The organism is Microbacterium sp. T3-8, from assembly GCF_055398145.1.
This window is the reverse complement of the sequence record NZ_AP027918.1, coordinates 243,353-268,944: the sequence shown is the minus strand read 5'-3', so window position 1 is coordinate 268,944 and position 25,592 is coordinate 243,353. Positions and strand designations below refer to the sequence as shown.

Sequence of the window (25,592 nt, the reverse complement as noted above, 5' to 3'; positions counted from 1 at the left end):
CGGCATCTGTCGTCCTCGAGGGGACGACGTGACGACCCGTCAGTCGGGGGAGACGTCGGTGTCGGCGACCGACGACGTCGGCAGGACGTCGTCGGATGCGCCGGAGGTGCGCTCCTCGGCACGGAGCGCGGGAATTCCCGCGTCGGTCAGACCGGCGGGAGAGACAGCGGATGCTCCGCCGGAAGTGGCGGAGGAAGACGGTGCGAGCGGCCCGCCGACGGGGGCCGTGGCGGGGCCGGAGGCATGGCCGGACGCGGACGCAGTCGTCGCCGGAGCAGGGGCCTCGACGGGCGCGGAGAGCGCAGACTCGTCGAGCGGATGCCGGGGCGCGGGCGCGAGCGTCGACACGGTGCTGGCGCCCGCAGCATCCGCCGGCACCACGGTCGGAACGCCCGCGAATCCGGGATCGGGGACCACGACGGGCGGAAGCACGACGGGCGGGAGCGACTCGGTCGGGTCGAGCCCGACCAGCACCGGGGGCACCGTGTTCTCGACGACTTCGCCGACGATGCCCGTGGTGTCGTCCACGACACCGGTCACATCGTCGAGGAGCTTCGTGACGCCGAGGTCGCGGAGCAGCCCGCCGACCACCGGCAGTGCGGCGACGGCATCCTGCACGGGATCGACGATCTGCGACACCGGAGCATCCTGCAGCAGGTCGGCCACCGGTGTGACGACGGCCTGTGCGGTGTCGGTGACGGTCTCGACGACAGGGGTCGCGACATCTCCCACGACGGGCACCTCGGCGACCGTGTCGGTGACGTGTTCGACGACGGCGGGGACGGTCTCGGGAACCGGAGCGACCACCTCGTGCACGACCGGGGCGACGACCTGGTTCACGACGGGCGCGACGACCTGGGTGACGATCGGCTCGGTCACGGCGGTGACGGTGTCGCCGACCGTGGAGACGGTTCCGGTGACGAGAGACGACACTTCTCCGAGAAGGGAGGGGTCTTTCTGCTCGTCGGCCTGAGCGGATCCGCCGCCGGTGAGGACGGTGATCGTCGCCCACGCGAGCGCTCCCAGACCGCCCCACAGGGCGATCGCGGGTACGCCGCGACGGGTTGCTCGAGCGTTCACGTCGACTTCCCCCTCCGAAAGACGATCGTTCCGACGCGCTCTGCGTCGATACCGGGTGACGATACTCCCGGTATATCGCGATGTCCATCCATCTCGCGCCGATCCGATGACACCTTCCGCAGGATTCCGCGCGTGTCGCCGTGTGACGCGCCCGGCGAAATTCCGGCTTGACTTTCCCCAAGTTCTTCACATGTGTCTTCGAGATGAACAAACCTTAAATGTGCAGTTGAAGCCCGTTCTCATCCACAGGGTGGGGAAACAGGAAACCCCCGGTCCAGGCGAAAAAGAAAGTTTGAACTCGGGGTACTCCACCGGGTTATCCACATGCGTTGTGCACAGACTCTCCGGACTTGTTCGCACGCTCTCCACAGAGTTATCCACAGGCCGTGTTGCGTGTGGATAACGCCGCTCGTAGCGTGGGCGAGCGACCCAATGTCGGAAGTCCGTGATGTGCTGCGCAGATGGCCGTTCTCGGCCCGGACGACAGCACGACGCCCCAGGTCCCGGGTGTCGCGGTACCGCAGAACGTCGCAGCGAAGGGAGCAGCGTGTCGATCGCCGACATCTCAGAAGAGCGCATGGGCGGAAGCCCGCGCGGGCCGGAGCGCACCCCGCCCCACGACCTGCTCGCCGAGCAGAGCGCGCTGGGCGGCATGCTCCTGTCGAAGGATGCCGTCGCCGACGTGATCGAGACGCTCAAGGGCGCCGACTTCTACGTGCCGAAGCACGAGCTCATCTTCGAGGCGATCCTCTCGCTCTACTCGCACGGCGAGCCGACCGACGTCGTCGCCGTCACCGATGAGCTCATCAAGACGGGCGAGCTGGGCCGGGCCGGCGGTGCCGACTACCTCCACTCGCTCACCTCGATCGTCCCCACCGCGGCCAACGCCGGCTACTACGCCGGCATCGTCTCGGAGCGCGCAATCCTGCGCCGCCTGGTCGACGCCGGAACCCGCATCGTGCAGCTCGGCTACGCGGGTGAGGGCGATGCGACCGACATCGTCAACAACGCGCAGGCCGAGATCTACTCCGTCACCGGAACCGAGACCGCCGAGGACTACGTTCCCCTCACGAACGCCGTCGACGCCGCGATCGAGGAGATCGAGGCCGCGAACGGCCGCGACGGTTCGATGACCGGCATCCCGACCGGATTCCGCGAGCTCGATGAACTCACCAACGGCCTGCACGGTGGGCAGATGATCGTCGTCGCCGCCCGACCCGCCATGGGTAAGTCGACGCTCGCGCTCGACTTCGCGCGCGCGGCATCGATCGGTCACGACTTCCCGTCGATCTTCTTCTCGCTCGAGATGGGTAAGAGCGAGATCGCGATGCGTCTGCTCAGCGCCGAGGGCGCGATCCCGCTGCAGAACATGCGCAAGGGAACCCTCGACCCCCGCGACTGGACCACCGTCGCGGCGACCCGTGGCCGCATCAACGACGCCCCGCTCTACATCGACGACAGCCCCAACATGACGCTCGTCGAGATCCGCGCCAAGTGCCGCCGTCTCAAGCAGCGCGCCGGACTGCGCATGGTCATCATCGACTACCTGCAGCTCATGACCTCGGGCAAGCGCGTCGAGTCGCGCCAGCAGGAGGTCTCGGAGTTCTCGCGAAGCCTCAAGCTCATCGCCAAGGAGCTGCAGGTTCCCGTCATCGCCCTGTCGCAACTGAACCGTGGTCCGGAGCAGCGTCAGGACAAGAAGCCCGCGATCAGCGACCTGCGTGAGTCGGGCTCGATCGAGCAGGATGCCGACATGGTGATCCTGCTGCACCGCGACTCCGTCTACGACAAGGACGTGCGTCCGGGCGAGGCCGACCTCATCGTCGCCAAGCACCGTAACGGTCCGACCGCGACGATCACGGTCGCGTTCCAGGGCCACTACTCACGGTTCATGGACATGGCCCCGGGTGGCGACTTCAACTGATCGGGCCGGGCGTGAGAGGGGCGTTGATAAATTCATCAACGCCCCTCTCACCCCTCACGGGAACATCTGCCGTAGCAGCTCCCAATCGCCCGCCTCGAGCGCCCGCGTCGCGATCGTCCGGGCGTCCGGATGGATGCGCGGGCCGAGTCCGGCCCACACCCGCTGCGCCTCCGCGAGGTCTCGCGCGACGACCGCATTGCGCATGAAGTCGATCGCGTCGTAGTACGGGCCGGTCTGCTCGCCGGGCTGAACGTCGAACGGCTCATAGGGACTGACCCACGGAAGCGTCGGGTCGGGGCGCAGGTAGAGGATGTTGCCTGTGTGGATCATGCCGGCGCGCACATGGTTGTGCGACTGGACCGTGATGTAGTCGATGCAAAATCGCTCGCCGATCGCGATCGCGCTGTCGCCCGCAGCGACCTCGTATGCGTAGACGTCGCCAGCCTCGTCAGTGAGTGCCTGGCCACTGGCCAGCTCCGACGGGCCCCTGTCGACAAGGTCACCGATGAGCTTCGAGTAGTACGGGCCGGAGTCGTCGGTCCGCGTCGACATCGTGCTGATGTGGGCGGTGCTCGTGCACTCGCCCGGCCCGCCGGCGGGCACCGAGATGCCGTCGCCGAGGTCGACCAGACCATCGTCGGATGCCGGGGCATCGGTCGGATTCGGAGACGCGGTCGCAACGGGAGAACCCGACCCCGCACCGAACACTCCGGTGACCCAGGTCGTCGCCCCGAGCACCGCCGGCAGCGCGAGAACGAGCAGCCCCGTAACGACGGCTGCAGACACCATCATCGTGATCTTCGTCGAACGCTTCATCGTGCTCAGCATCCCATCGGCGGCATCGCCGGAGCCAGCATCCGCATCCGAACTACCGACTCCCCACCCGCACGTACCGATGCTCGGGCCGCCCGGTGGTGCCGTAGCGCAGGCGCACCTCGACCTGGCCTCGCGTCGCGAGGGCGGCGAGATGACGCTGGGCCGTCGCGCGGGAGATGCCCACGCGCTCGGCGACTTCGGCGGCGGATGCCTCGTCGTCGTCGCCGAGTCCGTCGAGGATGAGCTGTTCGGTCGCCGAGCGCGAGACGGTCGCGGGTTCGGCGCCGCCGGCCATGATCGACATCGCACGGTCGATGCGCTCCTGGGTGAGCGCCGCGTCGCCGCCGAGCAGATTGCGCATGCGGGCGTAGCGGCGCAGTCGGTCGACCAGCGCCGTGGCGTCGAAGGGCTTGGCGAGGTAGGCGAGGGCGCCGGCGTTGATCGCGCGCCGCACGGTCACGGCATCGGTCGCCGCCGACAGCACGAAGGCGTCGCGCTCGGTGTCGGCGACGAAGCGGATGCCGTCGCCGTCCGGCAGGTACGCATCGACCAGCAGCAGGTCCGGCTGATGCGCGCGCAGCGCCTGGCGCGCGGCGTCGAGCGTGTGCACTGCCTCGAGCGGGGTGAAGCCGGGCACGCTCGCCACCGCGTCGCGGTGCAGCCCCGCCACGCGGAAGTCGTCGTCGATCACGAGCACGCGGATGTCGTCGGTCACTGTTCCTCCAGATGCCGGTCGTCGTCGGGCGGTCGGACCGCCGAAGGGATGCGGGCGCCGAAGACGGCACCGACGCCGACACCGCCGCCACCGCCACCCGACGAGATCAGCCACACGTCCCCACCGCGCCGGCGGGCGAGGTCGCGGGAGAGTGGCAGCCCGTAGCCGTGGCCGTGCACGGGTCCGGCATCCGATGCGTCGGAACCGGAGCGCACGGCGATCGTCTCGGTGGTCGGGGCGAAGGGGTCGCGGTCGGGCGGGGTGATGCCCGCGCCGGAGTCGGCGACCGTCAGCACCAACTCGCTGCCGTCGGTGAGGAGGGTGACTTCGACCCGTCGCGGCTCGGTGCCTGCGACGGCGGCACGGATCGCGTTGTCGACCAGGTTGCCCATCACGGCAGCGACGTCTTCGGCGGCAGTCACCTCTCCGAGCAGGAGCGTGTCGTCGGTGATGACCAGCGCGACACCGCGCTCGCGGGCCGTGACCGCGGTCGCTCCGAGGAACGACTGCAGGAACGGATCGGGCACCCGCTCGATCCCCTCGACATCGCCGCCCACCGACCCGCGGTGCGTGAGCTCGTCGAGGAAGGCGCGTGCCTCACGTCCGCGGTCGGCGTCGAGCAGGCCGGAGACCACGTGCAGACGATTGGCGAACTCGTGACGCTGCACCCGCAGTGCCTCGGTCGTCGCGCGCACGGTCTCGAGGCGACCGGCCAGGGCCTCGATGTCGGTGCGATCCCGCACGACCACGACCACCCCGAGCGGCCGGGCCTCCCGCACGACCGGACGAGCGTCGAGATACAGCACCCGATCGCCGACCACCGTCTCGGCGATCGCACCGCGACCGTCGAGCAGCCGTCTCACGGTGTCGTCCAACCCGAGAACAGAGACGCGGCGACCGACGGGGGAGTCGAGCTGCAGCATCCGCTCCGCCGCGCTGTTGCAGACGCGCACGACGCCCTCCGGGTCGACCGCGAAGACGCCGTCGCCGACCCCCTCGAGCACGGCGGCCTGATTCTGCACGAGCGCGACGAGGTCTTCGGGCTGCAGGCCCAGCGTCAGCCGCTCGAAACGGCGCCGCAGCAGAAGCGTGGCCAGGGCGGCCAGGCCCAGGGCCGCGACCCCGGCGACCGCGATGGTCGCGATCAGGGCGGGCAGTTCGTCGAACACGCTCGCGCGCTCGAACCCGACGCTCACCTCGCCGACCGGCGGCTCGCCGGCCGTCGCGTAGATCGGCACCTTGGCGCGCGCCGATTCGCCGAGCGTACCGACCTCCCAGTCGACGACCTCGGTTCCGCGCAGCACCTCTTCGAACGGGGTCGAGACGACCTGGCCGAGTAGATTCTGGTTGGGGTGGGCGAGGCGGATGCCGTGATCGTCGGTGATCACGACGAACAGGGCATCGGTGCGATCGGCGACGTCGACCGAGATCTGCTGCAGGGGTCCGCCGCGCAGCGCCGCGGCCTCGGGCGTGCCGGGATCGGCCGAGAACTCGGCGACGAGCTGACGGACATCGGGGTCCTCGGCGAGGGTGCGGGCGATATTGAGCGCGGTCGCCTCGGACTCGGCGCGCAGCTGCTGCACGCCGAGCCATCCGAAGACGAGGGTGCAGACGGTGACGACCGCGGCGACGGTCGCGAGCTGCACGAGCAGCAGTCGGGTGGCGAAACGCACCGGGGCAACCTCCTCGTCGCGTCGTGAGCACAATGCGCAGAACACACGCTACGCGCACAACGTGCAGCAATGCGACATAGCGCGCGCGGCGTCTGCGATCGACCTAGTCTCTCGGGATGCGCCGCACGCGGTGCTCCGCTCTGATGCACGACACGACGAAGGAGTCGATGTGAACGTGGAACCTGGGATCCTGCTCTCCGCCGAGGAGGGCTACGCGACGGCGTTCCTGCCGCCCGAGGGCGTGCTCGTGGCCCTCGGGTTCACGATGGTGCTCGTCTTCATGGCGCTCATCATGACCCGCCGCCTCACCCCGATGGTCGCCCTCATCCTGGTGCCGACGGTGTTCGGACTCTTCGCCGGCGCCGGTCTCGGCCTCGGTGAGATGATCATCGACGCGATCTCCGACATGGCACCGACCGCCGCGCTGCTGATGTTCGCCATCATGTACTTCGGCATCATGATCGACGTCGGACTCTTCGACCCGCTCATCCGCTTCATCACCCGGCTGCTCGGCGACGACCCGGCCAAGATCGTGCTCGGCACGGCCATCCTGGCCGGCGCGGTCTCGCTCGACGGCGACGGCTCGACGACCTTCATCATCACCACCTCGGCGATGCTGCCCATCTACCTGAAGCTGGGCATGAACCCGGTCGTGCTGACCTGCGTCGCCGGTCTCATGAACGGCACCATGAACATCGTCCCCTGGGGTGGCCCGACCGTGCGCGCCGCGACCGCACTCGGCCTGCAGCCCACCGACGTCTTCGTGCCGATGCTGCCCTCGCTGGCGGCCGGTCTCATCGTCGCCCTGCTCTTCGCCTGGTTCCTCGGGCTGGGAGAGCGCAAGCGCCTCGGCAGCATCGACCCCGATCGCATCGGCGGCTCGGCGGGTACCGGCTCGAAGGTGTTCCGCGGCGGCAACGCCACCCCCGGCGCCCGGGCCACGCTGCGCACCGGCAACATCGTCACCCTCGCCGGTGGCCGCGGAGGCCTGCCGGCGGCGACCGCGCTGCTCGACCGCGAGGACACGGCGATGGCCGACACGATGCTCGACCCGAACCGCGCCACGCTGCGCCCGAAGCTCATCTGGGTCAACCTCGCCCTCACCGCAGCGGTCATGGTGCTGCTCGTCGCCGACATCTTCCCGCTCGCCTACGTCTTCATGGTCGGGGCGGCGGTCGCGCTGGTGATCAACTTCCCGAAGCTCAAGAGCCAGGCCGACGAGATCGTCGCCCACGCCCCGAGCATCGTGGGCGTCGTCTCGATGGTGCTCGCCGCCGGCGTGCTCGTCGGCGTGCTGAACGGCACGGGCATGGTCGACGCGATGGCCGGCTGGATCACGACCGCCATCCCCACCGCGCTCGGGCCGTTCCTCGCGGTGATCACCGGCATCCTGTCGATCCCGCTGACGTTCTTCATGTCGAACGACGCCTTCTACTACGGCATCCTGCCGGTGCTGGCCCAGAGTGCCGAGCACTTCGGGATCGAACCCGTCGAGATGGCTCGGGCATCGATCACCGGCCAGCCCGTGCACCTGCAGAGCCCGCTGGTGCCGGCAATTCTGCTGCTCGTCTCGCTCGCGAGCGTCAACCTCGGCGACCACCACAAGAAGGTGCTGTGGCGGGCGTGCGCGGTGTCGCTGGTGATGCTCGCGGTCGGCGTGCTGGTGGGGGCGGTGCCGCTCGCGGCGTGACGTCTCGCAGGCAGCGAACCACTCGATCGGCCGGAGTCAAGCCCACTGACTCCGGCCGTTCGAGAGGCATAGTGTCGGAGGATCGATCGACGTTTCGCGATGAGGAGTACCCGATGACGCTGGAAGTCGTCTCGCCGACAGAGGCTCTGCTCGACGGCCGGTACCTGCTCGAGGACCGCGTCGGACAGGGCGGCATGGCGACGGTCTACCGCGCCGAGGACACGCATCTCGGGCGGACGGTCGCGATCAAGATGATCCATCCGGGAGACGAGGCGAAGGTCTCGGTCGAACGCGCGCACACCGAGAAGGCCCTGCTCGCCTCGCTCAACCATCCGGCGCTCGTGACGCTCTTCGACGCCCAGCTCGATCCGGGGCGGCCGCAGTACCTGGTGATGGAGTTCATCGACGGGCCGACGCTCGCCCAGCGCATGGCGCAGGGACCGATCCCCTCGCGCGAACTCGCCGCGCTCACCCGTGATCTGGCGCAGGGCCTCGCCGCCGCGCACGCGGCAGGCATCGTGCATCGCGACGTCAAACCGTCGAACGTTCTGCTGCAGAGGCGTGGGACGCGCAGCGGGGGAGCATGGACGGCCAAGCTCGCCGACTTCGGGATCGCCTGCCTCGTCGACGGATCGCGCCTCACCACGCCCGGCATCGTGCTCGGCACTCTCACCTATATGGCTCCCGAGCAGTTGCGCGACCACGACCCGGGCACACCCGCCGATATCTTCGCTCTGGGCCTCGTCGTGCTCGAAGCGCTGACCGGCGAGCCCGGATACACGCCGATCGGCTCGGGTCGCGCCGCCGCGATCGCACGGCTGGCCGGATCGCCCCCGGTTCCCGGCGATGTCGACCCGGCCTGGCGCGATCTGCTCGAGCGGATGACCGCGATGGAGCCGGATCGGCGACCGACCGCCGCGGAGGTGGCCAGGGCGGCGGGCGCGCTCCTGAGCGGGGACGAGCCGGCGACGAGTCGCGCGGCCGCCGACCGGATTGCTCCGCCCGCAGTGGCCGAAGCGGCGACCGTCGAGGACGACCGCGGAGCTGCGGATGCCGAGACGGGCCGCACGGCCGTTCTCCCCGCCGAGCGCCCCGCACGCGTCGGCCGCGCCCGCACGCGCGTGATCGCCGGGGCAGCCGCGCTCGTGGTCGCCGGAGTCTCCGTCGCCGGCGCGATGGCCCTTGTCCCGGACTCGGGCGCCTCGGGAAGTGCGCTCTCGGAGGCCGTGGCCCGTGCGGTTGCTTCTATCGAGGTCGCACCCGCGGAGGTCGCGCCCGAGGAGGTCGTGACCGAGGCGCCGGTGAGCGACGAGGTCGTCAGCGAGCCCGTCTCACCGGCAGAGTCGGTCGTCGAAACCGTCGACGACGGGGAGAACGGCAACTCCGGTCAGGGCGAGAAGGGCACCCCCGGTAACGGGGCCAAGGACAACCCGTCGGATCAGAACGGCAACAAGCCCGACCACGCGGGAAAGCCGGGCAAGGGTTCGGGAGACTGACCTCAGCGTGCGAGCAGCGCCACGGAGCTCAGCACCAGCCAGGCGAACATCCCGAGGTAGATGACACGCTCGGCGAGGCCGAAGATCGGCTTGAGCGGCCGTACGACCGAGGCGAGGATCGTCACGGCGCTCGCCACGGTCATCACCCAGCCGAGAACGGTCGAGGCGTTCGCAGCGCCGTCGAACCCGGCGGCCGAGAACGCGATGCCGGTCATGAATCCACCGACGGATGCCGCGGCGAACGCACCGAAGGCGAGCAGGTTGTGTCGGCTCCCCGTGGCGGTGCGGGGTGCGTCCGCGGCATCCATCGGCACCCAGCTGATCGGGGCGCGGGTGAGCGCGAGCGCCGCCAGCGCGATCAGGCCAGGGAGGGTCGACGGGATGCCGGCGGTGAGGAGCGCTCCCGCGAGGGAGACGGCGGCCACCGCGGTCGCGACGGTCTGCGTGCGATACAGGGCGCGCCAGCGCGAGATGCCGTAGGCGCTGACGGGGTCGCGCAGGGGAGACAGTCCGCTCGGCACGACGTGCAGGGCGACCAGCGCGATGACCGCGACGGCGACCCCGAGCAGGGCGAGCACCGCGAGTGCGGTGGTCATGCGGGCGTGGCCGCCTCGTAGCCGGATGCCGGAACGATCGGCGTGTGCTTCGGCCGCCACACCGACGAGTCCCAGGCGAGGATGCCGTACCAGACCGGCGTGAGCAGGATCGCGAGGACGAAGAACACGCCGGGCTTGCCGAACGCCTCCTGGATCTTGAGGCCCGCCATGATCAGGAACACCAGGTAGAGCAGCGTGCCCACGACCGGGATCAGCCCGATCAGCACCCACCAACCCTTCTGCCCGCCGAGTTGCAGCACGCGCCAGGTGTTGAAGAGCGGCACCCATGCGGGCCAGGCCTTCAGCCCGGCCTTGCGGAAGATCCCCATGAGTGCGAATCCGTAGAAGACGTACACGGCCAACCCGCTCACGAGCGACCACACGTATGCCACCGTCAGATCGACGGCCATTGCAGCATCCATCATTACCCCCCGGTTACCGATATATCGCCTGTATCGAGCAACAGTATGGCGCAGAACCGCCCGCGGGTCAGCCCTTTTCCGGAAACCCCGTGAGATTCTCTCGCCCACCTCGTCTTCCCCGGTGAGGAACCCCATCGCCTCGCTCGGCTCGTCCCGGAGCCGACCCTGTCGTCCGGCAGGGCCGGGTGAGGGCGGCTTCCCTCCGCCCTCACCCGTCCGGGAGAATCATCGCCATGGATCGTCCGTCGCTTCCCGAGCTCGACCCGGCCGAGCACCGTGCGCTCAAGGCGCGGCTGACGCCGCTGTTCGTCGAGGCCCTCGCCCCCGAAGACCTGACCGGGATGCCGAAGAAGGCGAAGTTCGTGATGACGGGACTCCGCAGCAAGGCGTTCTCGCTCTCGTCGGAGCGATCGATCGCGATGGCGACGGGGGCCGTGCTCGGCCTCGGGGTCTACGGGCAGACCACGCGCGCGGTGCGGGCAGCCGAGGTCATCACCCGCTTGCCGTTCGCGACGCACCGGGTGCCCGAGGAGATCCACCTCGTGAGCATCGTGCGCTCCGCCTTCTACTTCGCGGTGCGCGACGGGTCGCCCTCGGCTTCTCTGCTCGAGGCCGACGTCGCCCGTTCCGTCGCCGTCCGCCCGCACGACAACGTGTTCAACGGTCGGCTGCTGCGCCCGTATCTCGACGAGCCCTTCCCGTACGGCGAACACCGCGACGCCTACCCGGCATGGCATCAGGCCGCGAACTATCTCGACTCGATCCGCGAGTTCATCCGCCTCTGGAGCTACGGCGGGTCGGAGCTCTGGCCGGTCGCGCGGCTCGAGGCCGAGATCGAGCGATACACCGTCGCGATCCACCGCGAGCCCGGACTGGAGCCCGTTCGGGGGTGACCGGCGACCGCCGCCGCGCGATCAGCTCCGCGTGAGCAGCGTGCGCGCCCAGCCGCGCGCGACGACGAAGGGGTCGGTGAACGTCGCCATGCCGACCGTGACGATCGCCCCTTCGTAGAGGAGCATCATCGCCTGCGCCACGGCGCGGTGATCGCGGATGCCGGCTTCGGCGCAGAGCTCGTCGAACAGGTCGAACAGCCACACCTTCTGGCGGGAGACCTCGGGGAAGACGGGGTGGTCGTCGTTGCCCTCGCCGATCTCGGCGCGGGCGTTGATGGCGCTGCAGCCCTTGGGGCTGTTGTCGTCGGACCAGGTGATCGCCGCGTCGAAGATCGCGAGCACGCGGTCGATGCCCGGCTCGGGAACCCGGGAGAGGTGCGCGGCCACGTGCTCGCGCCAGCGCGCGTCGCGGTGCTGCAGGTAGGCGACGACGAGCGCCTCCTTCGAGCCGAACCGGTCGTAGAGGGTCTTCTTGGTGACACCGGCGACCTCGGCGATCGTGTCGACCCCGACCGCATGGATGCCGCGCTCGTAGAAGAGCTGCGAGGCGGCGTCGAGCACACGGCGTGCTCCGGGGGTGAGAGGCGCGAGCTCGGGAACGGACGAGGTCATGCAAAAACTATACCAACCTGTATAGTCGGACGCATGAGTAAACAGATCGGTGTACTTCGCGGGCTGCTCACGGCCGCAGCGGCAGCCGCTTTCATCGTCACGTGGAGTTCGGGCTTCATCATCCCGGCCTTCGCCACGGTCGACGTCGCACCGCTCACGTTGCTCGTCTGGCGGTTCGTCCCCCTGGCGATCGTGCTGCTGCTCATCGTCCGCGTCTCGGGGGCCGCGAAGGGCGTCACCGGTCGCGACGTGCGCACGCAGGCGCTGATCGGGCTCTTCGCGCAGTTCGGATACTGCGCCGCCGTCTACGGAGCCGTCGCGACAGGCATCGCCACGGGCACGGTCGCGCTCATCGATGCGGTGCAGCCCCTCATCGTCGCCGTGCTCGTCGGACCGATCCTCGGACTGCGCGTGCGGGGATCGCAGTGGGCGGGCCTCGCCCTCGGCGCCGTCGGTGTGCTGCTCGTCGTGCGCTCGCAGTTCGGATCGTCGGCCGCACCCCCGATCGCCTACCTCCTGCCGGCCACCGCGATGGTGTGCCTCATCGTCGGCACGTTCCTGCAGCGGCGATCCGCGGTGCAGACGGGGGTGCTCGTGACGCTCGCCATCCACGTCACCGTGACCGCCGTCCTGCTGCTCGCGGTGTCGGTGGCCACCGGGTCGCTGGTGCCCCCGGCATCCGCATCGTTCTGGCTCGCCGTCGTGCTCACCGCCCTGTTCCCGACGCTCGCCGCCTACGGCCTCTACTGGTGGCTGCTGCGACGGGTGGGGATAACCGCCCTGCAGGCGCTGCTGTTCCTCATCGCGCCGGCGACGGCGATCGCCGGCGGCATCCTGCTCGGCGAACCCCTCACGATCGTGACGTTCGTCGGCTTCGCGCTCTGCGGTCTCGGTGTCGCGGCCGTGCTCCGGGGCGAGGCGAAGACGCGGCGCGAGCAGTCGGCGCTCGCCGCCTGAGGAGCGGGGTCATGCCCGCTCGACCGGCACCAGCTCGACGTCGCGCAACTCGTCCCCGTCGACGACCGCGGTCATGAGCGTGCAGACGGGCTGGCGCCGTCGGTCGGTCGGCGACCCGGGATTGAGCAGGCGGATGCCGCGGGGCGTGCGCGAGTCCCACGGGATGTGGCTGTGCCCGAACACCAGAACGTCGAGTGCGGCGTCCGGGTATGCGAGGTCCATGCGCCGCTCACGGCCCGTGGCCGCACCGGTCTCGTGCACCACGCCCACGGTGAGACCTTCGATCGCCTCGACGGCGAACTCCGGCATCCGCTCTCGCAGGTCGGCACCGTCGTTGTTGCCCCACACCCCGATCAATCGGGCGGCGCGGGCGTCGAGCGTCTCGAACGTCGCGAGGTCGATCCAGTCGCCGGCGTGGATGACGACATCGGCGCGGTCGACCTCGCGCCACACGGCGTCGGGCAGGCGCTTCGCCCGCGCGGGCACGTGCGTGTCGGCGAGCAGCAGCAGTCGCGTGGCCACCGGCGGTCAGAGGTCGTTGGGCGAGAGGTCGCCCTCGCCGTCCTCGCCGATCTCGGCGATCACCGGGTCGCCCTCCTGCGTCTCGGGCTGAAGGCCGCTCGACGGCAGGTCCGTCGCGGGGATCTCGTCGTCGTCCGACGGCAGCTCGTCGGGGTCGGCTCCGGTGGCCACAACCTCATCGATGTCGGCACCGGCGTCGAGAGCATCCGTGCGCTCCCACTCGGCCTGGGCCGGGTCGTCGGACGGGTCGGCGAACGAGGTCGCCTCGTCGTCGCGCAGCGGCTGGACGTTCTCGGGTGTCTCGTCGATACGGCTGTCGCTGGAGTCGGTGTTCATGGAGTCCTCCTGGGGGCGGTGGTCTGGGTGCTTCCAGCGTGCCGGGGCGGATGCCGAGGCGCGACGGGCTTGACGGGCGCGAGCCGTGCGGGGTACCGGCCCTTCGTCTCGCTGCGCTCGCTCAGGAACCGGTGTTCGAGCGCGGTTCCTGAGCGAGGAGCGCAGCGACGAGACGAAGGGCCGCGGCGATCAGGGAGTCGGCATGCCGCCGTTCACATTGAGCGTCTCACCGGCGACGTAGCTCGATTCGGCCGATGCGAGGAAGACGTAGGCCGGGGCGAGCTCGGCCGGCTGGCCCATGCGGCCAGCGGGGTGTCTTCACCGAACTGGTCGATCTTCTCCTGCGGCTGTCCGTCGCTCGGCTGCAGCGGGGTCCAGATCGGTCCCGGGGCGACGGCGTTCACGCGGATGCCCTTCGGCGCGAGCTGCTGGGCGAGGCCCTTCGTGAAGGCGTTGATCGTCGCCTTGGTCGACGCGTAGTCGACCAAGATGTCGGACGGCGAGTACGCCTGGATCGATGTGGTGTTGATGATCGCGGAGCCTGCCGGGAGGTGGGGGAGCGCGGCCTTCGTGATCCAGAACATCGCGTACACGTTCGTCTTGAACGTGTCGTCGAACTGCTCGTCGGTGATGTCGGTCAGCGACTCCTGGTAGATCTGCTTGCCACCGTTGTTCACGAGGATGTCGAGACCGCCGAGGGCTCCGACCGTCTCGGCGACGAGCGTGCGGCAGTACTCGGGATCGCGCAGGTCTCCGGGGAAGGTCGCCACCTTGACGCCCGCTTCGCGCACGATGCCGGCGATCCGGTCCGCGTCCTCCTGCTCCTCGGGGAGGTAGGAGAGCGCGACGTCGGCGCCCTCGCGGGCGAAGGCGATCGCGGTGGCGGCGCCGATGCCGGAGTCGCCACCGGTGATGAGGGCCTTGCGGCCGGTCAGGCGGCCGGAGCCGCGGTAGCTCTCCTCGCCGAGGTCAGCCTTCGGGGCGAGGTCCGCGTCGAGGCCCGGCTCGGGCATGTGCTGCTTCTGCGGCTCGATGTCGGCGTACAGCTCGGCGGGGTTGGTGAAGGTGTACTGGTCACGGGACATGGTGTTCCCCTTCCTTGTTTTCGTGTCGGTCTTTCAGGTGCGGTCGCGCAACAGCTCGTCGGGGACGACGTCGCGGATGGTCATGGCGGCCGTGAGGAACGCGAGGTGACTGAGTGCCTGCGGGGTGTTGCCCCAGGCCGAGCCGTCGTCGGCGTCGATCATCTCGGCGTAGATGCCCACGTCGTTGGCCTGGGCGATGAGTTCGTCCATGAGGGCGAGGGCCTCGTCGTGCCGGCCGACGCAGGCGAGCGCCTCGGCGCGCCAGAACGCGCACGCCACGAACGTCTTCTCCTCGGCATCCGCCCCGCTGTAGCGGTAGAGGAGCGGACCCGCGCCGAGCTCGTCGGCCAGGGCATCGATCGTCGTCGACATGCGCTCTCCGCGGTCGAAACCCGACGGCGCGTGGAGCAGCACCGAGGCGTCGAGCTCCTCCGAGCCGGCGTAGAAGACGTACGCCGAGCGCTCGGCGGACCAGCCGTTCGCGTCGATCCACCCGCGGATGCGCTCGCGCTCGGCCCGCCAGCGATCGGCGCTCCCGGGGATCGCACCGGCGTCGGCCAGCGCGACGGCGTCATCGAGGGCCTTCCAGCAGCCCATCTTCGACGAGACGTAGTGCCGCTCCTCGGGGAGTTCCCACATGCCCGAGTCCGGATTGCGCCACAGATCGCACGTACGGTCGGCGATTCCCGCGAGCATCCGTGCCGTGCCGATGTCGAGCACGTTGCCCGCATCGACGTAGGTGCGGCAGATCGCGAGCAGGTCGCCGTAGACGCCGAGCTGCAGCTGGTCGCCCGCGGGGTTTCCGGTCACGACCGGCCCGATCCCGCGCCAGCCCTCGACGTCGTACTCGTGGGGCTCGGGCACGAGCCCGCCGTCGAGCGTGTACATGACGTGGAGCTCGGGGCCGTGGTCGCGGATCGTGCGGAGCATCCACGACAGCGCGGCCTGGGTCTCCTCCCGCAGGCCGAAGCGCACCAGCGCGTGCGCCGTGTAGGCGAGGTCGCGCACCCAGGCGTGACGGTAGTCCCAGTTCTTGCCGCCGGCCGGGTTCTCGGGCAGCGATGTGGTGGCGGCAGCGGCGATGGCGCCCGACGGACTGTAGATGAGCAGTTTCAAGGCGAGGGCGCTGCGCTGCACCTGCTCGCTCCAGGGGCCCTCGTTCGAGAAGACGCGAGACCAGTGCCGCCAGTTCTCGATCGTGCGATCGATGCCGTCGTCGACGTTGTGCGGATCGGGGATGTGGAGGGGTTCGTCGTGCGTGGCCGCGAGGGCGATCAGGTGGCGTGAGCCCGCCGTTGCCGAGAATGCACCGTCGAGACGCGGCCCGTCGGCTCCGTCGGGATCGGGATGCAGTGGCCCGTGATCGAAGCCCACGACGGCGAACGCCGTGGCGCCGCTGCGCACCACCGGGCCGTGGTCGGTGTTCTCGATCCAGGGTGCCGCCGTGCGCAGCGACGTGCCGGGACGCACGCACCAGCGCATCTCCACGGAACCCTCGATGCCGTCGATCCGCCGGGCGAGCTCGGCCCACGGCAGTCGTCCGGCGACACCCGACACCAGGGCGTCCGTGACGCGGACGCGTCCGGCATCCGTCACGAAGGTCGTCTCGAGCACGTTCGTCTCGGGAACATAGCGTCGCTCGGTGCGGAACTCGGCGACGGGCCGCAGCTCGAAGCATCCCCCCGTCTCCTCATCGAGGAGGCGCGCGAACACCGGAAGATCGGTGAGATCGGGCAAGGGCAGCCAGTCGATGCAGCCATCCGAGCCGATCAAGGCGACCGTGCGACCGTCGCCGATCGGAGCGTAGGTCTCCAGGGGGCGACCGATGGGGGTGGACATATCGCCATCGTGCGCGCGTCGGGCGGATGGGGCAAAAGCCTTGCGTGACGGCCGCTCACTCGCTATCGCGCGGGGGCGGAGAGGAAGGCCGCGACGGGTTCCGCGTCATGAAACGGCGATTCCCTCGTCGTTAAGGGCATGGATCATTCTCTAGCACCACGTCGGCGCGCCCGCGCGCTGGCCGCGACGTTCGCCGTCGTCCTCGCGGGAGGGCTCGCCGTCGTGAGCGTCCCGACGGCAGCCAGCGCCGCGCCGACCGAGACCGGCACCACGACGAGCGTCCCGTACACCTCCGGTAAGGCCGAGGGCTCCGGAAAGTGGGGTGTCGTCGGCGACATCCGCACCTACGAGGGCGCGAACACCTTCACCTACGGCGCCGACATCAATCCGGTCACGGGTGCGCTCACCACGAGCGACAGCGGCAAGGTCATCTACAGTAACCTCCTCTGCGGGTTCCTCGGCGCCGCGTCGCCGTGTCAGCAGGGCACGCCCAGCATTGCCGACTACTCGCTGCTCGGCGGAGACCCGGCGGCGATCGGCACGACCGACGCGCCGGTCACCGAGTACACGGGCGCCGGCACGTACGCCGTCAACGGGTCCGCCTCGAGCGCGCGCGTTCGCAACACGGGTATCGGTCAGCTCTATGCCTCGTACGCCGACCGTACGAACGTGAACCTCCCCGTCGATGCACTGAACGGCCCGCGCGGGATCGCGCACACGGCCGACGGCACGGCGTGGGTCGTCAACTCGGAGGGTGCGGCCCCCGTGGGCGGTGCCGCCGGAGCGATCAAGCGCTACGACCTCAACCTGAACGAGATCGCCGGTGCCGGCTGGACCGGCACCTGGGCGCAGCGCGACCAGCCCGGCGTGCACTTCTACCGCACCGGCATCGACACGACGCCCGACGGCGGCGTGCTGGTGAACTCCGAGGTGAGCGACCGCTTCCAGAAGTACAACGCCGACGGCACCTGGAACAGCTCGGTGCTGCTCGACCTCGCGGGCCCCGTGTATCGCAACCCGTACAGCGTCGCGGTCGACAAGGTCGACGGATCGATGTACGTGCCGCTCATCAACTTCCGCGACGAGCCCGCCGCGACGCCCTTCCTCGAGAAGCGCAACGCCGCGAACCAGGTCATCGGCCAGTTCACCTCGTCGGCGCTGCTCGCCGGCCAGGTCGTGTTCAGCGCCGAGGTCGAACCGCGCACGCAGCACGTGTTCGCCTGGAGCCAGAACGGCGCGATCGTCGAGTGGGACAAGGACGGCAACGAGATCGAGGTCTTCCGCAACGGCACGACGCCGGGCACCTACCCGGGCCTCACCACCGCACGCGGCATGACGTTCGACGAGAACGGCCGCATGTACGTCACCGTCGGCGAGGGGACGAACTCGACCCGCGTGATGATCCTGGGCAAGACGCCCGACCCCGTCACCTCGGTGTGCACGACGCTCGGCGCCGACCGCACCACCGCGCAGCTCACGATCGACTGCGCCTCCGGCCCCCAGGGCGCCGAGGCTCCGTACCAGCAGACGCAGCTGCTCGACTACGTCATCGAGGCCTCGACCGACGGCGGCGCGACGTGGAGCGTGGTGTCGAAGGATGCCGGCATCTCCGCCGAGCGCGAGCAGAGCGTGAGCGGCCTCGACCCCGCCGCGAACTACACGTTCCGCGTGTCGCCGTGGAACGAAGCCGGCAACGGTGACTGGATCACGAGCACGCCCGTCGACTACACGACTGCCCACGTCGCGTTCTCGGGTGTCGAGAACACCGCCGTGAGCTTCGACGCCCTCGAGGGCGACAGCGGCACCGACGTGCCCACCGGCATCGGGTTCCTCGACGCCGACGGCGCCGTGCAGAACACGCTCGCCGTCGCGGGTGAGGGCACGTACGTCGCGAACGCCGACAACACCGTCACCTTCACGCCCGAGTCCGGGTTCACGGGCGAGGTCACCCCGGTGACCCTCGCGGTGCTGTTCGACGGCTGCAACCTGACGAAGACGATCACGGGCGCCGTCTCGGCGAAGCCGCGTCTCACGCTCCAGGCCACCGTCAACGGCGGCACCCTCACGGCTGCGGACGCCGAGCTCACGGCCGACGGCCCGACCGCCGGCGTCGTCGGTGTCACGGGTGAGGCCGCGGTCACCGCCGCGGCCGTCGATGCGGGCGACTACGCCCTCTCGGCATCCGTCCTGGCCGGCTACACGACGACCGACTGGAGCTGCGTCATCAGCGGCACCGACACCGCGGTCGACGTGTCATCCACCGATGTGGTCGCTCTGGCACTCACGCAGGACGTGACGTGCTCGATCGTCTACACCTTCGTGCCGTCGCCCACCGACGAGCCGACCACGCCCCCGGCCTCCCCCTCGGCCGCACCGCAGCCCTCTGCGGGCGGGCTCGCGAGCACCGGACAGGATGTCCCCCTCGCCCTGGTCGGACTCGCGCTCGTGCTCCTGGTGGCCGGCGGCGCGTTCACCGTCGCGCGTCGGGCTCGTCGATCCTGATCGCCGGTGAAAGAGGGAGTCCTTTCCCTCCGAAGGGGCGGATGCTTCGGCATCCGCCCCTTCGTCGTCTAGCAGCAATGCGCATCGCGCGTCAATGGTCGAGGGCCGATGCGGCCGATTCTGGCGTGGCTCCTAGGCTCGGAGGACAACGAGTCGGCACTGCCGGTTCTGCGTCGGTCGAACCGGACGGCGCGCTTCCTGTTCTCTCTCGGTCAGGAGCGACGCCCCGGGGGGCGGAGCGCTCTGCGCACCTCTCGTCGACTTCGCCGGTCCTCCGTCTCGGGCGACGGAGGACCGGACAGTCTTCCTCCGAGGGGTGATCAGAGTCGATTCGCCCCCGCGTCGAGATCGAAGTCGACGACCCAGGCACCGTCCTCCTCGTCGGCGTCGCCGTCTGCGGCCCGCCGCTTCGGGTAGGAGGGGTGCGAGCGCAGACGCGCGGCGTGCTCCGAGAAGTCCGGATCGGCGCCCGTGGAGGCGTGCGGTCCGACCAGAACGTCGTTGCCCACGCCGACCACGAGCTCGGCCAGATCCTCTTCGTCATCGACGAGGATCGGGATCTGCAGGGCCTGCGATCCTCCCTCGTTCGCGATCTCGGCGGCGAGGACGACCAGAGCGTCCGCGACGTCGTCGGTGGTGACGAGCTGCTGAGCGGCGTAGGAGACGAGTTTCATGACGTCAGCCTGCCAGGGACCGGGCGAAAGGGGAGCGGGGTTGCGGCGGACGCCGTCGACCGGGTAACGCCACGGCGACGGCTATTCTCGAACCCATGCCCGCCTACCCCGAGAACCGCACGTTGAACATCGCGGATTCGCTCAACGCGCTGCCCGCGGGGTCGCCGGTGACCGAAGTGGCACGGCGGCTGCTCGACCTCTTCACCGGGGGCGACATCGCCCCGGGCACGCGTCTGCCTCCCGAGCGCCAGCTCGCCGCGACGCTCGAGGTGGGGCGCTCGGCGGTGCGCGAAGCGCTCGCGGCGCTCGAGATCCTCGGCATCGTCGACGTGCGCCCGGGCTCGGGCACGTACCTGCGGGGATCGGCGAGCGACCTCCTGCCGCAGACCCTGCGCTGGGGTCTGCTCATCGGCGACCGCAACACGGCCGAGCTCATCGAGCTGCGGTCGGGTCTCGAGATCTACGTCGCCCGCCTGGCGGCCGCACGAGCGGATGCCTCGGCCGTCGCCGCACTGACCACGACCCTCGAGGCGATGCGCGCATCGATGGACGACTTCTCGGCGTTCGCCGCGGCGGACAGCCGCTTTCACCGCGCCCTCTCGGAGGCCGCCGCGAACGGCACGATCGTCGACATGCTGCACGTCGTGCGGTCGCTGCTGCAGGTGTACTCCGACCGCGCCGTGCACGACACCGAGAGCGTGCTGACCGCGATCGAGGAGCACGATGCGATCCTGCGGGCGGTCGCAGCATCCGATGAGAACGCCGCTGCCGCCGCGATGGCGACGCACATGTCGACCGCGCTGCTGCGTCTGAGCGGCGACGCCGCGGGCTGAGCCGGTTCTGCGGGGCGTCGCCGGCATCGCGCCCGGCTCACGGCGGCACCGTTGCGCGTTTGCAATTGGTCAACCGGTTTGCCAATATAGACCCGGGTCCGCACGGCGACCCGACCGACGGCCACCGACAGAGGAGTCACCGTGGACAGCATCCGCACGACGAAGGCGAGCGCGCGATGACCCGACTCTGGAACGCCCCCGCCGACTTCGCCGACGAGATGATCGAGGGTTTCGTCGCCGCCAACCCCCGGTCGGTGCGCCGCGCGAGCGGCGGCGTCATCCGCAGCACCGTGATCCCCGACGGACAGGTCGCGGTCGTGATCGGTGGGGGATCGGGGCACTACCCGGCCTTCGGCGGACTGGTCGGACAGGGCTTCGCGCACGGCGCCGCGATGGGCAACCTCTTCGCCTCGCCCTCGGCCCAGCAGGTCTACGCGATCGCGAAGGCCGTCGACCGGGGCGCCGGGGTCTTCCTCAGCTACGGCAACTACGCCGGCGACGTGCTCAACTTCGATGCCGCGCAGGAGAAGCTGCGCTCCGAAGGCATCCCCACCCGGACCGTCACCGTCACCGACGACATCCTCAGCGCCCCGCCCGCCGAGAAGCACAAGCGCCGCGGCATCGCCGGCGACCTCACCGTCTTCCGCACCGCGGCCGCCGCCGCCGAGGCGGGCTACGACCTCGACGGCGTCACCCGCGTCGCCGCCCTCGCGAACGAACGCACCCGCTCGTTCGGTGTCGCGTTCACGGGCTGCACCCTCCCCGGCGCCCCCGCGCCCCTGTTCGCGGTGCCGAGCGGGCGCATGGCGATCGGCCTCGGTATCCACGGCGAACCCGGCATCGACGAGACCGACATCCCCACCGCCGACGGCCTGGCGCAACTGCTCGTCGAACGTCTGCTCGACGAGATCCCTGCGGGCGTCTCGGTCGAGGGCGCGCGCGTCGTGCCGATCCTCAACGGACTCGGCTCGCTCAAGTACGAGGAGATGTTCGTCGTCTACCGGCGCATCGCCCAGCTGCTCGAAGCGGCGGGCCTCGTCCTCGTCGACCCCCACGTCGGCGAGTACTGCACGAGCTTCGACATGGCCGGCACCTCGCTCACGCTCTTCTGGCTTGATGAAGAACTCGAACGTCTGTGGGACACCCCGGTCGACGCCCCCGCCTACCGCCGCGGGTCGGTCGTCGCGGCCGCGCAGTCCGACGCGCACGAGGAAGTGGTTGAAGCGCACGAGATCACGCCCGGTGACGACGCCTCGCAGCAGGCGGCGCGCACCGTGAGCGCGGCGCTGCGGGTGATCGTCGACACGATCGACGCCCACGCCGACGAGCTCGGACGCATCGACGCGATCGCCGGCGACGGCGACCACGGCATCGGCATGCAGCGCGGATCGCACGCCGCGCTCGCCGCGGGGATCGCCGCAGCGGAGGCCGGGGCCGGCGCGCGGACCACCCTCGCCGCCGCGGCCGACGCCTGGGCCGACAAGGCCGGTGGCACCTCGGGCGCACTCTGGGGCGTGATCCTGAACGCCGTCGCCGCACGGCTCGGCGATGCGGGAACACCGGATGCCGCGGCCGTCGCCGCCGGTGTCGCCGAGGGGCTGCGCGGGGTGCAGGAGTACGGCAGGGCCGAGGTCGGCGACAAGACCCTCGTCGACGCGCTGGTGCCGTTCGCCGCGACACTGCAGGCGGGCGCCCGCGAGGGGGAGCGGCTGCGGGATGCCTGGGCCTCGGCCGCGGCATCCGCCACCGACGCCGCCGCCGCGACCGCCGATCTGCTGCCGCGGATGGGCCGCGCGCGCACTCACGGCGAGCACTCCGTCGGCACCCCCGACCCCGGTGCGATCTCGCTCGCACTGATCGCCACCGCTCTCGGCGAGCTCCTCGCCACCCGGGACTCCGCCCGGGACTCCGCCCGGGATCTCGCCGTACAGGACTGAAGGAAGACGACATGACCGACCAGCTGCGCCTCGTCATCGGCTGCGATGACGCCGGATTCGACTACAAGGAGATCCTCAAGGGCGACCTCGAGCAGAACCCCGGCGTCGTGTCGGTGGTCGATGTCGGCGTCGACGCCGACGGGCACACCGCCTACCCGCGCGTGGCGATCGCCGCCGCCGAACTGGTCGCCGCGGGCGAGGCCGATCGCGCGCTGCTCATCTGCGGCACGGGTCTCGGCGTGGCGATCGCCGCCAACAAGGTCGCCGGAATCCGTGCCGTCACCGCGCACGACTCGTTCTCGGTCGAGCGCGCCGTGCTCTCGAACAACGCACAGGTGCTCACGATGGGCCAGCGCGTCGTCGGCATCGAACTCGCGCGTCGTCTCGTGCGCGAGTGGCTCGGCTACCGGTTCGACACCACCAGCGCGAGCGCCGAGAAGGTCGCCGTCATCGACGCGTACGAGACCACCGGCGCCTGCTGATGCCGCAGGTCACGGTCGGGGTGAGCCTGAAGACGTACTTCGGGCACGAGCGGGCGCACGCCTGGTTCGACGACGTCGCCGCGCGCGTGCGCGACCACGACGCCGTGCGCTCCGGTGCGGTGACGTTCTTCGTGACTCCGACCTATCTGCAGGTGCTGCCCGCGCTCGCCGCCTTCGCCGGTACGCCGGTGCGCGTCGGTGGGCAGGACGTCTCGGCCGAAGAACCCGGTGCGTTCACGGGAGAGGTCGCCGCCGCCGAGCTCGCCGAGGTCGGTGCCACGATCGCCGAGATCGGGCACGCCGAGCGGCGCCGCCTCTACGGCGAGACCGATGAGGTCGTCGCCGCGAAGGTCGCCGCCGCGCTGAGGGCCGGGCTGACCCCGTTGCTCTGCATCGGTGAGAGCGAGCGGCAGCTTCCGGCGGATGCCGCGGACGTCGCGGTCGCACAGCTGCACTCGGCGCTGACGGATGCCCCCGCCGGCGCCGTGATCGTCGCCTACGAGCCGGTGTGGGCGATCGGCGCCCCCGAACCCGCGCCCGACGAGCACGTGCGCGTCGTCGCGTCGGCGTTGCGCGCGGCGCTCGACGCCGATGCCGCACGGGACGGATCGGTCGTGATCTACGGCGGCGCGGCGGGACCGGGGCTCCTCACCGCCCTCGGCGATGCGGTCGACGGGGTGTTCCTGGGGCGCTTCGCGCACGACCCCGATGCCCTCTTCTCCGTGCTCGACGAGGCATCCGTCCTGGCCCGTCGTCGCGAAGGCGGCGCCGCATGATCGGCTTCGGCACCTATGCGTACTTCTGGCAGCACTCCGATCGTGCGCCCGCGCAGCTCGGCCTGATCGGCGCCTTCGAAGACACCAAGGCCCACGGCGTCGACCTCTTCCAGATCTGCGACTACGCCCCGCTCGACACGATGAGCGATGCCGAGGTGCGCGATGCGGCCCGGGCCGCGCGCGACCTCGGCCTCACGATCGAACTCGGCACCAAGGGCATCGTTCCCGAGCACCTCACCCGCTACCTGCGTCTGGCCGAGGTCTTCGACGCGCGACTCGTGCGCGGCATGCTCTACGGCCCCGACTCGCGCCCGACGCTCGCCGAGGCCGAGACCTCGCTGCGCAGCAGCATGCGCGCCTTCGAACGCGCGGGCGTCACCCTCGCCCTCGAGACCTACGAGCAGGTCGCCACCGCCGACCTCATCGGCGTGATCGACCGGGTCGGCAGCCCGCGGCTGGGCATCTGCCTCGACCCCGCCAACGTGGTCGCCCGACTCGAGCATCCGCAGACCTGCACAGAGCAGACCGCGCGACTCGTGAAGAACGTGCACGTGAAGGACTTCGCCTTCGCGCGGCAGGACGGCTGGGTCGGGTTCACTTACTCGGGCACCGCCATGGGAACGGGCCTTCACGACTACGCCCACCTGCTCGAGACCGTGCGTCCGCGCGAGCGAGGCGTCAACGAGATCGTCGAGCACTGGCTGCCCTGGCAGGGCGACGCCGCGACCACCATCCGAATCGAGCGGGAATGGACCCGCATCACACTCGAACTGCTGAGGAGCACTCCATGACCGACACTTCGACAGCCGCGGCGACCGAGACCGCGACCTACCGGATCGCCGTGATCGGCGCCGGCGGCAAGATGGGCATGCGCGTCTCGAACAACCTCGTGAAGACCGACCACACGGTCTGGTTCGTCGAGAACTCGCCGGCCGGCCAGCAGCGCACTGTCGACGCGGGACGCGAACTGACGGATGCCGCGACCGCCGTCGCCGACGCCGACATCGTGGTGCTCGCCGTGCCCGACCTCGCCCTCGGACCGGTGACCGCCGACCTCGTGCCGCAGCTGCGACCCGGCGCGATCGTGCTCACGCTCGACCCGGCCGCGGCCTACGCCGGGTTGCTGACCACGCGCGACGACGTCATCCAGGCCGTCGCGCACCCGTGCCACCCGTCGATCTTCCTGCAGCGCGAGACGCCCGAGCAGTGGGCCGACACCTTCGGCGGAATCGCCGCGCCGCAAGACGCGATCGCCGCGATCGAGAGCGACGACCCCGCCAAGCAGGCCATCGTCGAGGCGACCGTGCGCGCGATCTACGCCCCCGTCATCGACGTGCACTGGGTGACGATCAAGCAGCTCGCGCAGCTCGAGCCGACCCTCGTCGAGACCGTCGCCTGCATGATCGGCGCGCTCCTCAACGAGGCGCTCGACGAGACCGTCAAGACCATGGGCGTGCCCGAGGCGGCGGCGCGCAGCATCCTCTACGGCCACACCCAGGTCGCGCTCGCCAACGGTCTGCGCGGCGACAACCCGTTCTCCGACGCCTGCCTGATCGCCATGGACTACGGCCGCGAGTCGATCATCAAGGACGACTGGAAGAAGATCTTCCGCGACGACGAACTCGACAAGAACCTCGCCCGCATGCTGCACCTCGACCACATCGAGCGGTAGGCCGCGGGGCGGTTTCGAAGGGGCGGCCCTTCGTCTCGCTGCGCTCGCTCAGGAACCGGT

At 70.2% G+C, this 25,592-nt stretch carries 23 protein-coding genes and 1 pseudogene; 12 read left to right on the top strand and 12 right to left on the bottom strand.

The window, feature by feature from the left end; genetic code table 11:
* Positions 1 to 39: 39 nt before the first annotated feature.
* Positions 40 to 1,080, bottom strand: coding sequence for a hypothetical protein (locus tag ACZ5Y9_RS01325; protein ID WP_464472048.1), 1,041 nt, complete (start codon positions 1,078 to 1,080; stop codon positions 40 to 42).
* Between the two features lie 577 nt (positions 1,081 to 1,657).
* Between ACZ5Y9_RS01325 and dnaB the strand changes: the two genes are divergently transcribed.
* Positions 1,658 to 3,004: a replicative DNA helicase gene (dnaB, locus tag ACZ5Y9_RS01320; protein ID WP_247624751.1), complete on the top strand. Its 1,347-nt coding sequence runs from the start codon at positions 1,658 to 1,660 to the stop codon at positions 3,002 to 3,004.
* 54 nt (positions 3,005 to 3,058) lie between these two features.
* Here the strand turns inward: dnaB and ACZ5Y9_RS01315 are convergent, their stop codons facing one another.
* Genes ACZ5Y9_RS01315 through ACZ5Y9_RS01305 form a run of 3 tightly spaced genes read right to left on the bottom strand, consistent with a single transcriptional unit; the run spans position 3,059 to position 6,208 of the window.
* Positions 3,059 to 3,820, bottom strand: a complete 762-nt coding sequence (locus ACZ5Y9_RS01315) for a hypothetical protein (protein ID WP_464472047.1) — start codon at positions 3,818 to 3,820, stop codon at positions 3,059 to 3,061.
* A gap of 52 nt (positions 3,821 to 3,872) precedes the next feature.
* The gene (locus ACZ5Y9_RS01310; RefSeq protein ID WP_464472046.1) at positions 3,873 to 4,535 is read right to left on the bottom strand and encodes a response regulator; all 663 of its coding nucleotides are present in this window, start codon (positions 4,533 to 4,535) and stop codon (positions 3,873 to 3,875) included.
* Complete coding sequence (locus ACZ5Y9_RS01305) at positions 4,532 to 6,208, bottom strand: sensor histidine kinase (protein WP_464472045.1); 1,677 nt, start codon at positions 6,206 to 6,208, stop codon at positions 4,532 to 4,534. Before ACZ5Y9_RS01305 ends, ACZ5Y9_RS01310 begins: the two co-directional genes overlap by 4 nt.
* A gap of 265 nt (positions 6,209 to 6,473) precedes the next feature.
* On the opposite strand from ACZ5Y9_RS01305, the gene ACZ5Y9_RS01300 reads away from it, so the two are divergent.
* Together ACZ5Y9_RS01300 and ACZ5Y9_RS01295 are read left to right on the top strand one after the other, a co-directional pair.
* A complete protein-coding gene (locus ACZ5Y9_RS01300) occupies positions 6,474 to 7,898 on the top strand; it encodes a CitMHS family transporter (RefSeq protein WP_247634014.1) in 1,425 nt (474 codons plus the stop codon).
* Between the two features lie 113 nt (positions 7,899 to 8,011).
* The gene (locus ACZ5Y9_RS01295) at positions 8,012 to 9,394 is read left to right on the top strand and encodes a serine/threonine-protein kinase (protein WP_464472044.1); all 1,383 of its coding nucleotides are present in this window, start codon (positions 8,012 to 8,014) and stop codon (positions 9,392 to 9,394) included.
* Positions 9,395 to 9,396: 2 nt separating this feature from the next.
* On the opposite strand, the gene ACZ5Y9_RS01290 is transcribed toward ACZ5Y9_RS01295, so the two are convergent.
* A complete protein-coding gene (locus tag ACZ5Y9_RS01290; RefSeq protein WP_464472043.1) occupies positions 9,397 to 9,990 on the bottom strand; it encodes a DUF998 domain-containing protein in 594 nt (197 codons plus the stop codon).
* A complete protein-coding gene (locus ACZ5Y9_RS01285; protein ID WP_247624096.1) occupies positions 9,987 to 10,400 on the bottom strand; it encodes a DUF5684 domain-containing protein in 414 nt (137 codons plus the stop codon). The genes ACZ5Y9_RS01290 and ACZ5Y9_RS01285 overlap by 4 nt, the downstream gene beginning before the upstream one ends.
* A gap of 245 nt (positions 10,401 to 10,645) precedes the next feature.
* Between ACZ5Y9_RS01285 and ACZ5Y9_RS01280 the strand changes: the two genes are divergently transcribed.
* Complete coding sequence (locus ACZ5Y9_RS01280) at positions 10,646 to 11,305, top strand: hypothetical protein (protein ID WP_464472042.1); 660 nt, start codon at positions 10,646 to 10,648, stop codon at positions 11,303 to 11,305.
* Between the two features lie 21 nt (positions 11,306 to 11,326).
* On the opposite strand, the gene ACZ5Y9_RS01275 is transcribed toward ACZ5Y9_RS01280, so the two are convergent.
* Positions 11,327 to 11,917 carry a TetR/AcrR family transcriptional regulator gene (locus tag ACZ5Y9_RS01275; RefSeq protein WP_464472041.1) on the bottom strand — a complete coding sequence of 197 codons (591 nt, stop codon included), beginning with the start codon at positions 11,915 to 11,917 and terminating at the stop codon, positions 11,327 to 11,329.
* Positions 11,918 to 11,950: 33 nt separating this feature from the next.
* On the opposite strand from ACZ5Y9_RS01275, the gene ACZ5Y9_RS01270 reads away from it, so the two are divergent.
* Positions 11,951 to 12,874 carry a DMT family transporter gene (locus tag ACZ5Y9_RS01270; RefSeq protein ID WP_464472040.1) on the top strand — a complete coding sequence of 308 codons (924 nt, stop codon included), beginning with the start codon at positions 11,951 to 11,953 and terminating at the stop codon, positions 12,872 to 12,874.
* 9 nt (positions 12,875 to 12,883) lie between these two features.
* Here ACZ5Y9_RS01270 and ACZ5Y9_RS01265 read toward each other — a convergent pair whose 3' ends face one another.
* The 4 genes and pseudogenes from ACZ5Y9_RS01265 to ACZ5Y9_RS01250 all read right to left on the bottom strand — a co-directional run bounded on the left by ACZ5Y9_RS01265 (position 12,884) and on the right by ACZ5Y9_RS01250 (position 16,656).
* On the bottom strand, positions 12,884 to 13,396 hold the full coding sequence (locus ACZ5Y9_RS01265) for a metallophosphoesterase family protein (protein ID WP_464472039.1): 513 nt from the start codon (positions 13,394 to 13,396) through the stop codon (positions 12,884 to 12,886).
* A 6-nt stretch (positions 13,397 to 13,402) separates the two neighbouring features.
* Complete coding sequence (locus ACZ5Y9_RS01260) at positions 13,403 to 13,732, bottom strand: sugar ABC transporter ATPase (protein ID WP_247624101.1); 330 nt, start codon at positions 13,730 to 13,732, stop codon at positions 13,403 to 13,405.
* Positions 13,733 to 13,921: 189 nt separating this feature from the next.
* A pseudogene (locus ACZ5Y9_RS01255) lies at positions 13,922 to 14,817 on the bottom strand (SDR family oxidoreductase).
* Between the two features lie 33 nt (positions 14,818 to 14,850).
* A complete protein-coding gene (locus ACZ5Y9_RS01250; RefSeq protein ID WP_464472038.1) occupies positions 14,851 to 16,656 on the bottom strand; it encodes a glycoside hydrolase family 15 protein in 1,806 nt (601 codons plus the stop codon).
* A gap of 138 nt (positions 16,657 to 16,794) precedes the next feature.
* Here ACZ5Y9_RS01250 and ACZ5Y9_RS01245 point away from each other — a divergent pair, with 138 nt between their 5' ends.
* The gene (locus ACZ5Y9_RS01245) at positions 16,795 to 19,158 is read left to right on the top strand and encodes a hypothetical protein (protein WP_464472037.1); all 2,364 of its coding nucleotides are present in this window, start codon (positions 16,795 to 16,797) and stop codon (positions 19,156 to 19,158) included.
* Between the two features lie 320 nt (positions 19,159 to 19,478).
* On the opposite strand, the gene ACZ5Y9_RS01240 is transcribed toward ACZ5Y9_RS01245, so the two are convergent.
* On the bottom strand, positions 19,479 to 19,832 hold the full coding sequence (locus tag ACZ5Y9_RS01240; RefSeq protein WP_464472036.1) for a hypothetical protein: 354 nt from the start codon (positions 19,830 to 19,832) through the stop codon (positions 19,479 to 19,481).
* A gap of 95 nt (positions 19,833 to 19,927) precedes the next feature.
* Here ACZ5Y9_RS01240 and ACZ5Y9_RS01235 point away from each other — a divergent pair, with 95 nt between their 5' ends.
* The 6 genes from ACZ5Y9_RS01235 to ACZ5Y9_RS01210 all read left to right on the top strand — a co-directional run bounded on the left by ACZ5Y9_RS01235 (position 19,928) and on the right by ACZ5Y9_RS01210 (position 25,532).
* Positions 19,928 to 20,665: a FadR/GntR family transcriptional regulator gene (locus ACZ5Y9_RS01235; protein ID WP_464472035.1), complete on the top strand. Its 738-nt coding sequence runs from the start codon at positions 19,928 to 19,930 to the stop codon at positions 20,663 to 20,665.
* A 176-nt stretch (positions 20,666 to 20,841) separates the two neighbouring features.
* Positions 20,842 to 22,602 (top strand): dihydroxyacetone kinase family protein, encoded by a 1,761-nt coding sequence (locus tag ACZ5Y9_RS01230; protein ID WP_464472034.1) that lies wholly within the window; start codon positions 20,842 to 20,844, stop codon positions 22,600 to 22,602.
* A gap of 11 nt (positions 22,603 to 22,613) precedes the next feature.
* Entirely contained in the window at positions 22,614 to 23,084 is a 471-nt protein-coding gene (locus ACZ5Y9_RS01225) for a ribose-5-phosphate isomerase (RefSeq protein WP_247624107.1), read from the top strand.
* Positions 23,084 to 23,860, top strand: a complete 777-nt coding sequence (locus ACZ5Y9_RS01220) for a triose-phosphate isomerase family protein (RefSeq protein ID WP_464472033.1) — start codon at positions 23,084 to 23,086, stop codon at positions 23,858 to 23,860. Before ACZ5Y9_RS01225 ends, ACZ5Y9_RS01220 begins: the two co-directional genes overlap by 1 nt.
* Positions 23,857 to 24,651: a sugar phosphate isomerase/epimerase family protein gene (locus tag ACZ5Y9_RS01215; RefSeq protein ID WP_464472032.1), complete on the top strand. Its 795-nt coding sequence runs from the start codon at positions 23,857 to 23,859 to the stop codon at positions 24,649 to 24,651. Before ACZ5Y9_RS01220 ends, ACZ5Y9_RS01215 begins: the two co-directional genes overlap by 4 nt.
* Positions 24,648 to 25,532 (top strand): phosphogluconate dehydrogenase C-terminal domain-containing protein, encoded by an 885-nt coding sequence (locus ACZ5Y9_RS01210; RefSeq protein ID WP_464472031.1) that lies wholly within the window; start codon positions 24,648 to 24,650, stop codon positions 25,530 to 25,532. Before ACZ5Y9_RS01215 ends, ACZ5Y9_RS01210 begins: the two co-directional genes overlap by 4 nt.
* Positions 25,533 to 25,592: the final 60 nt, after the last annotated feature.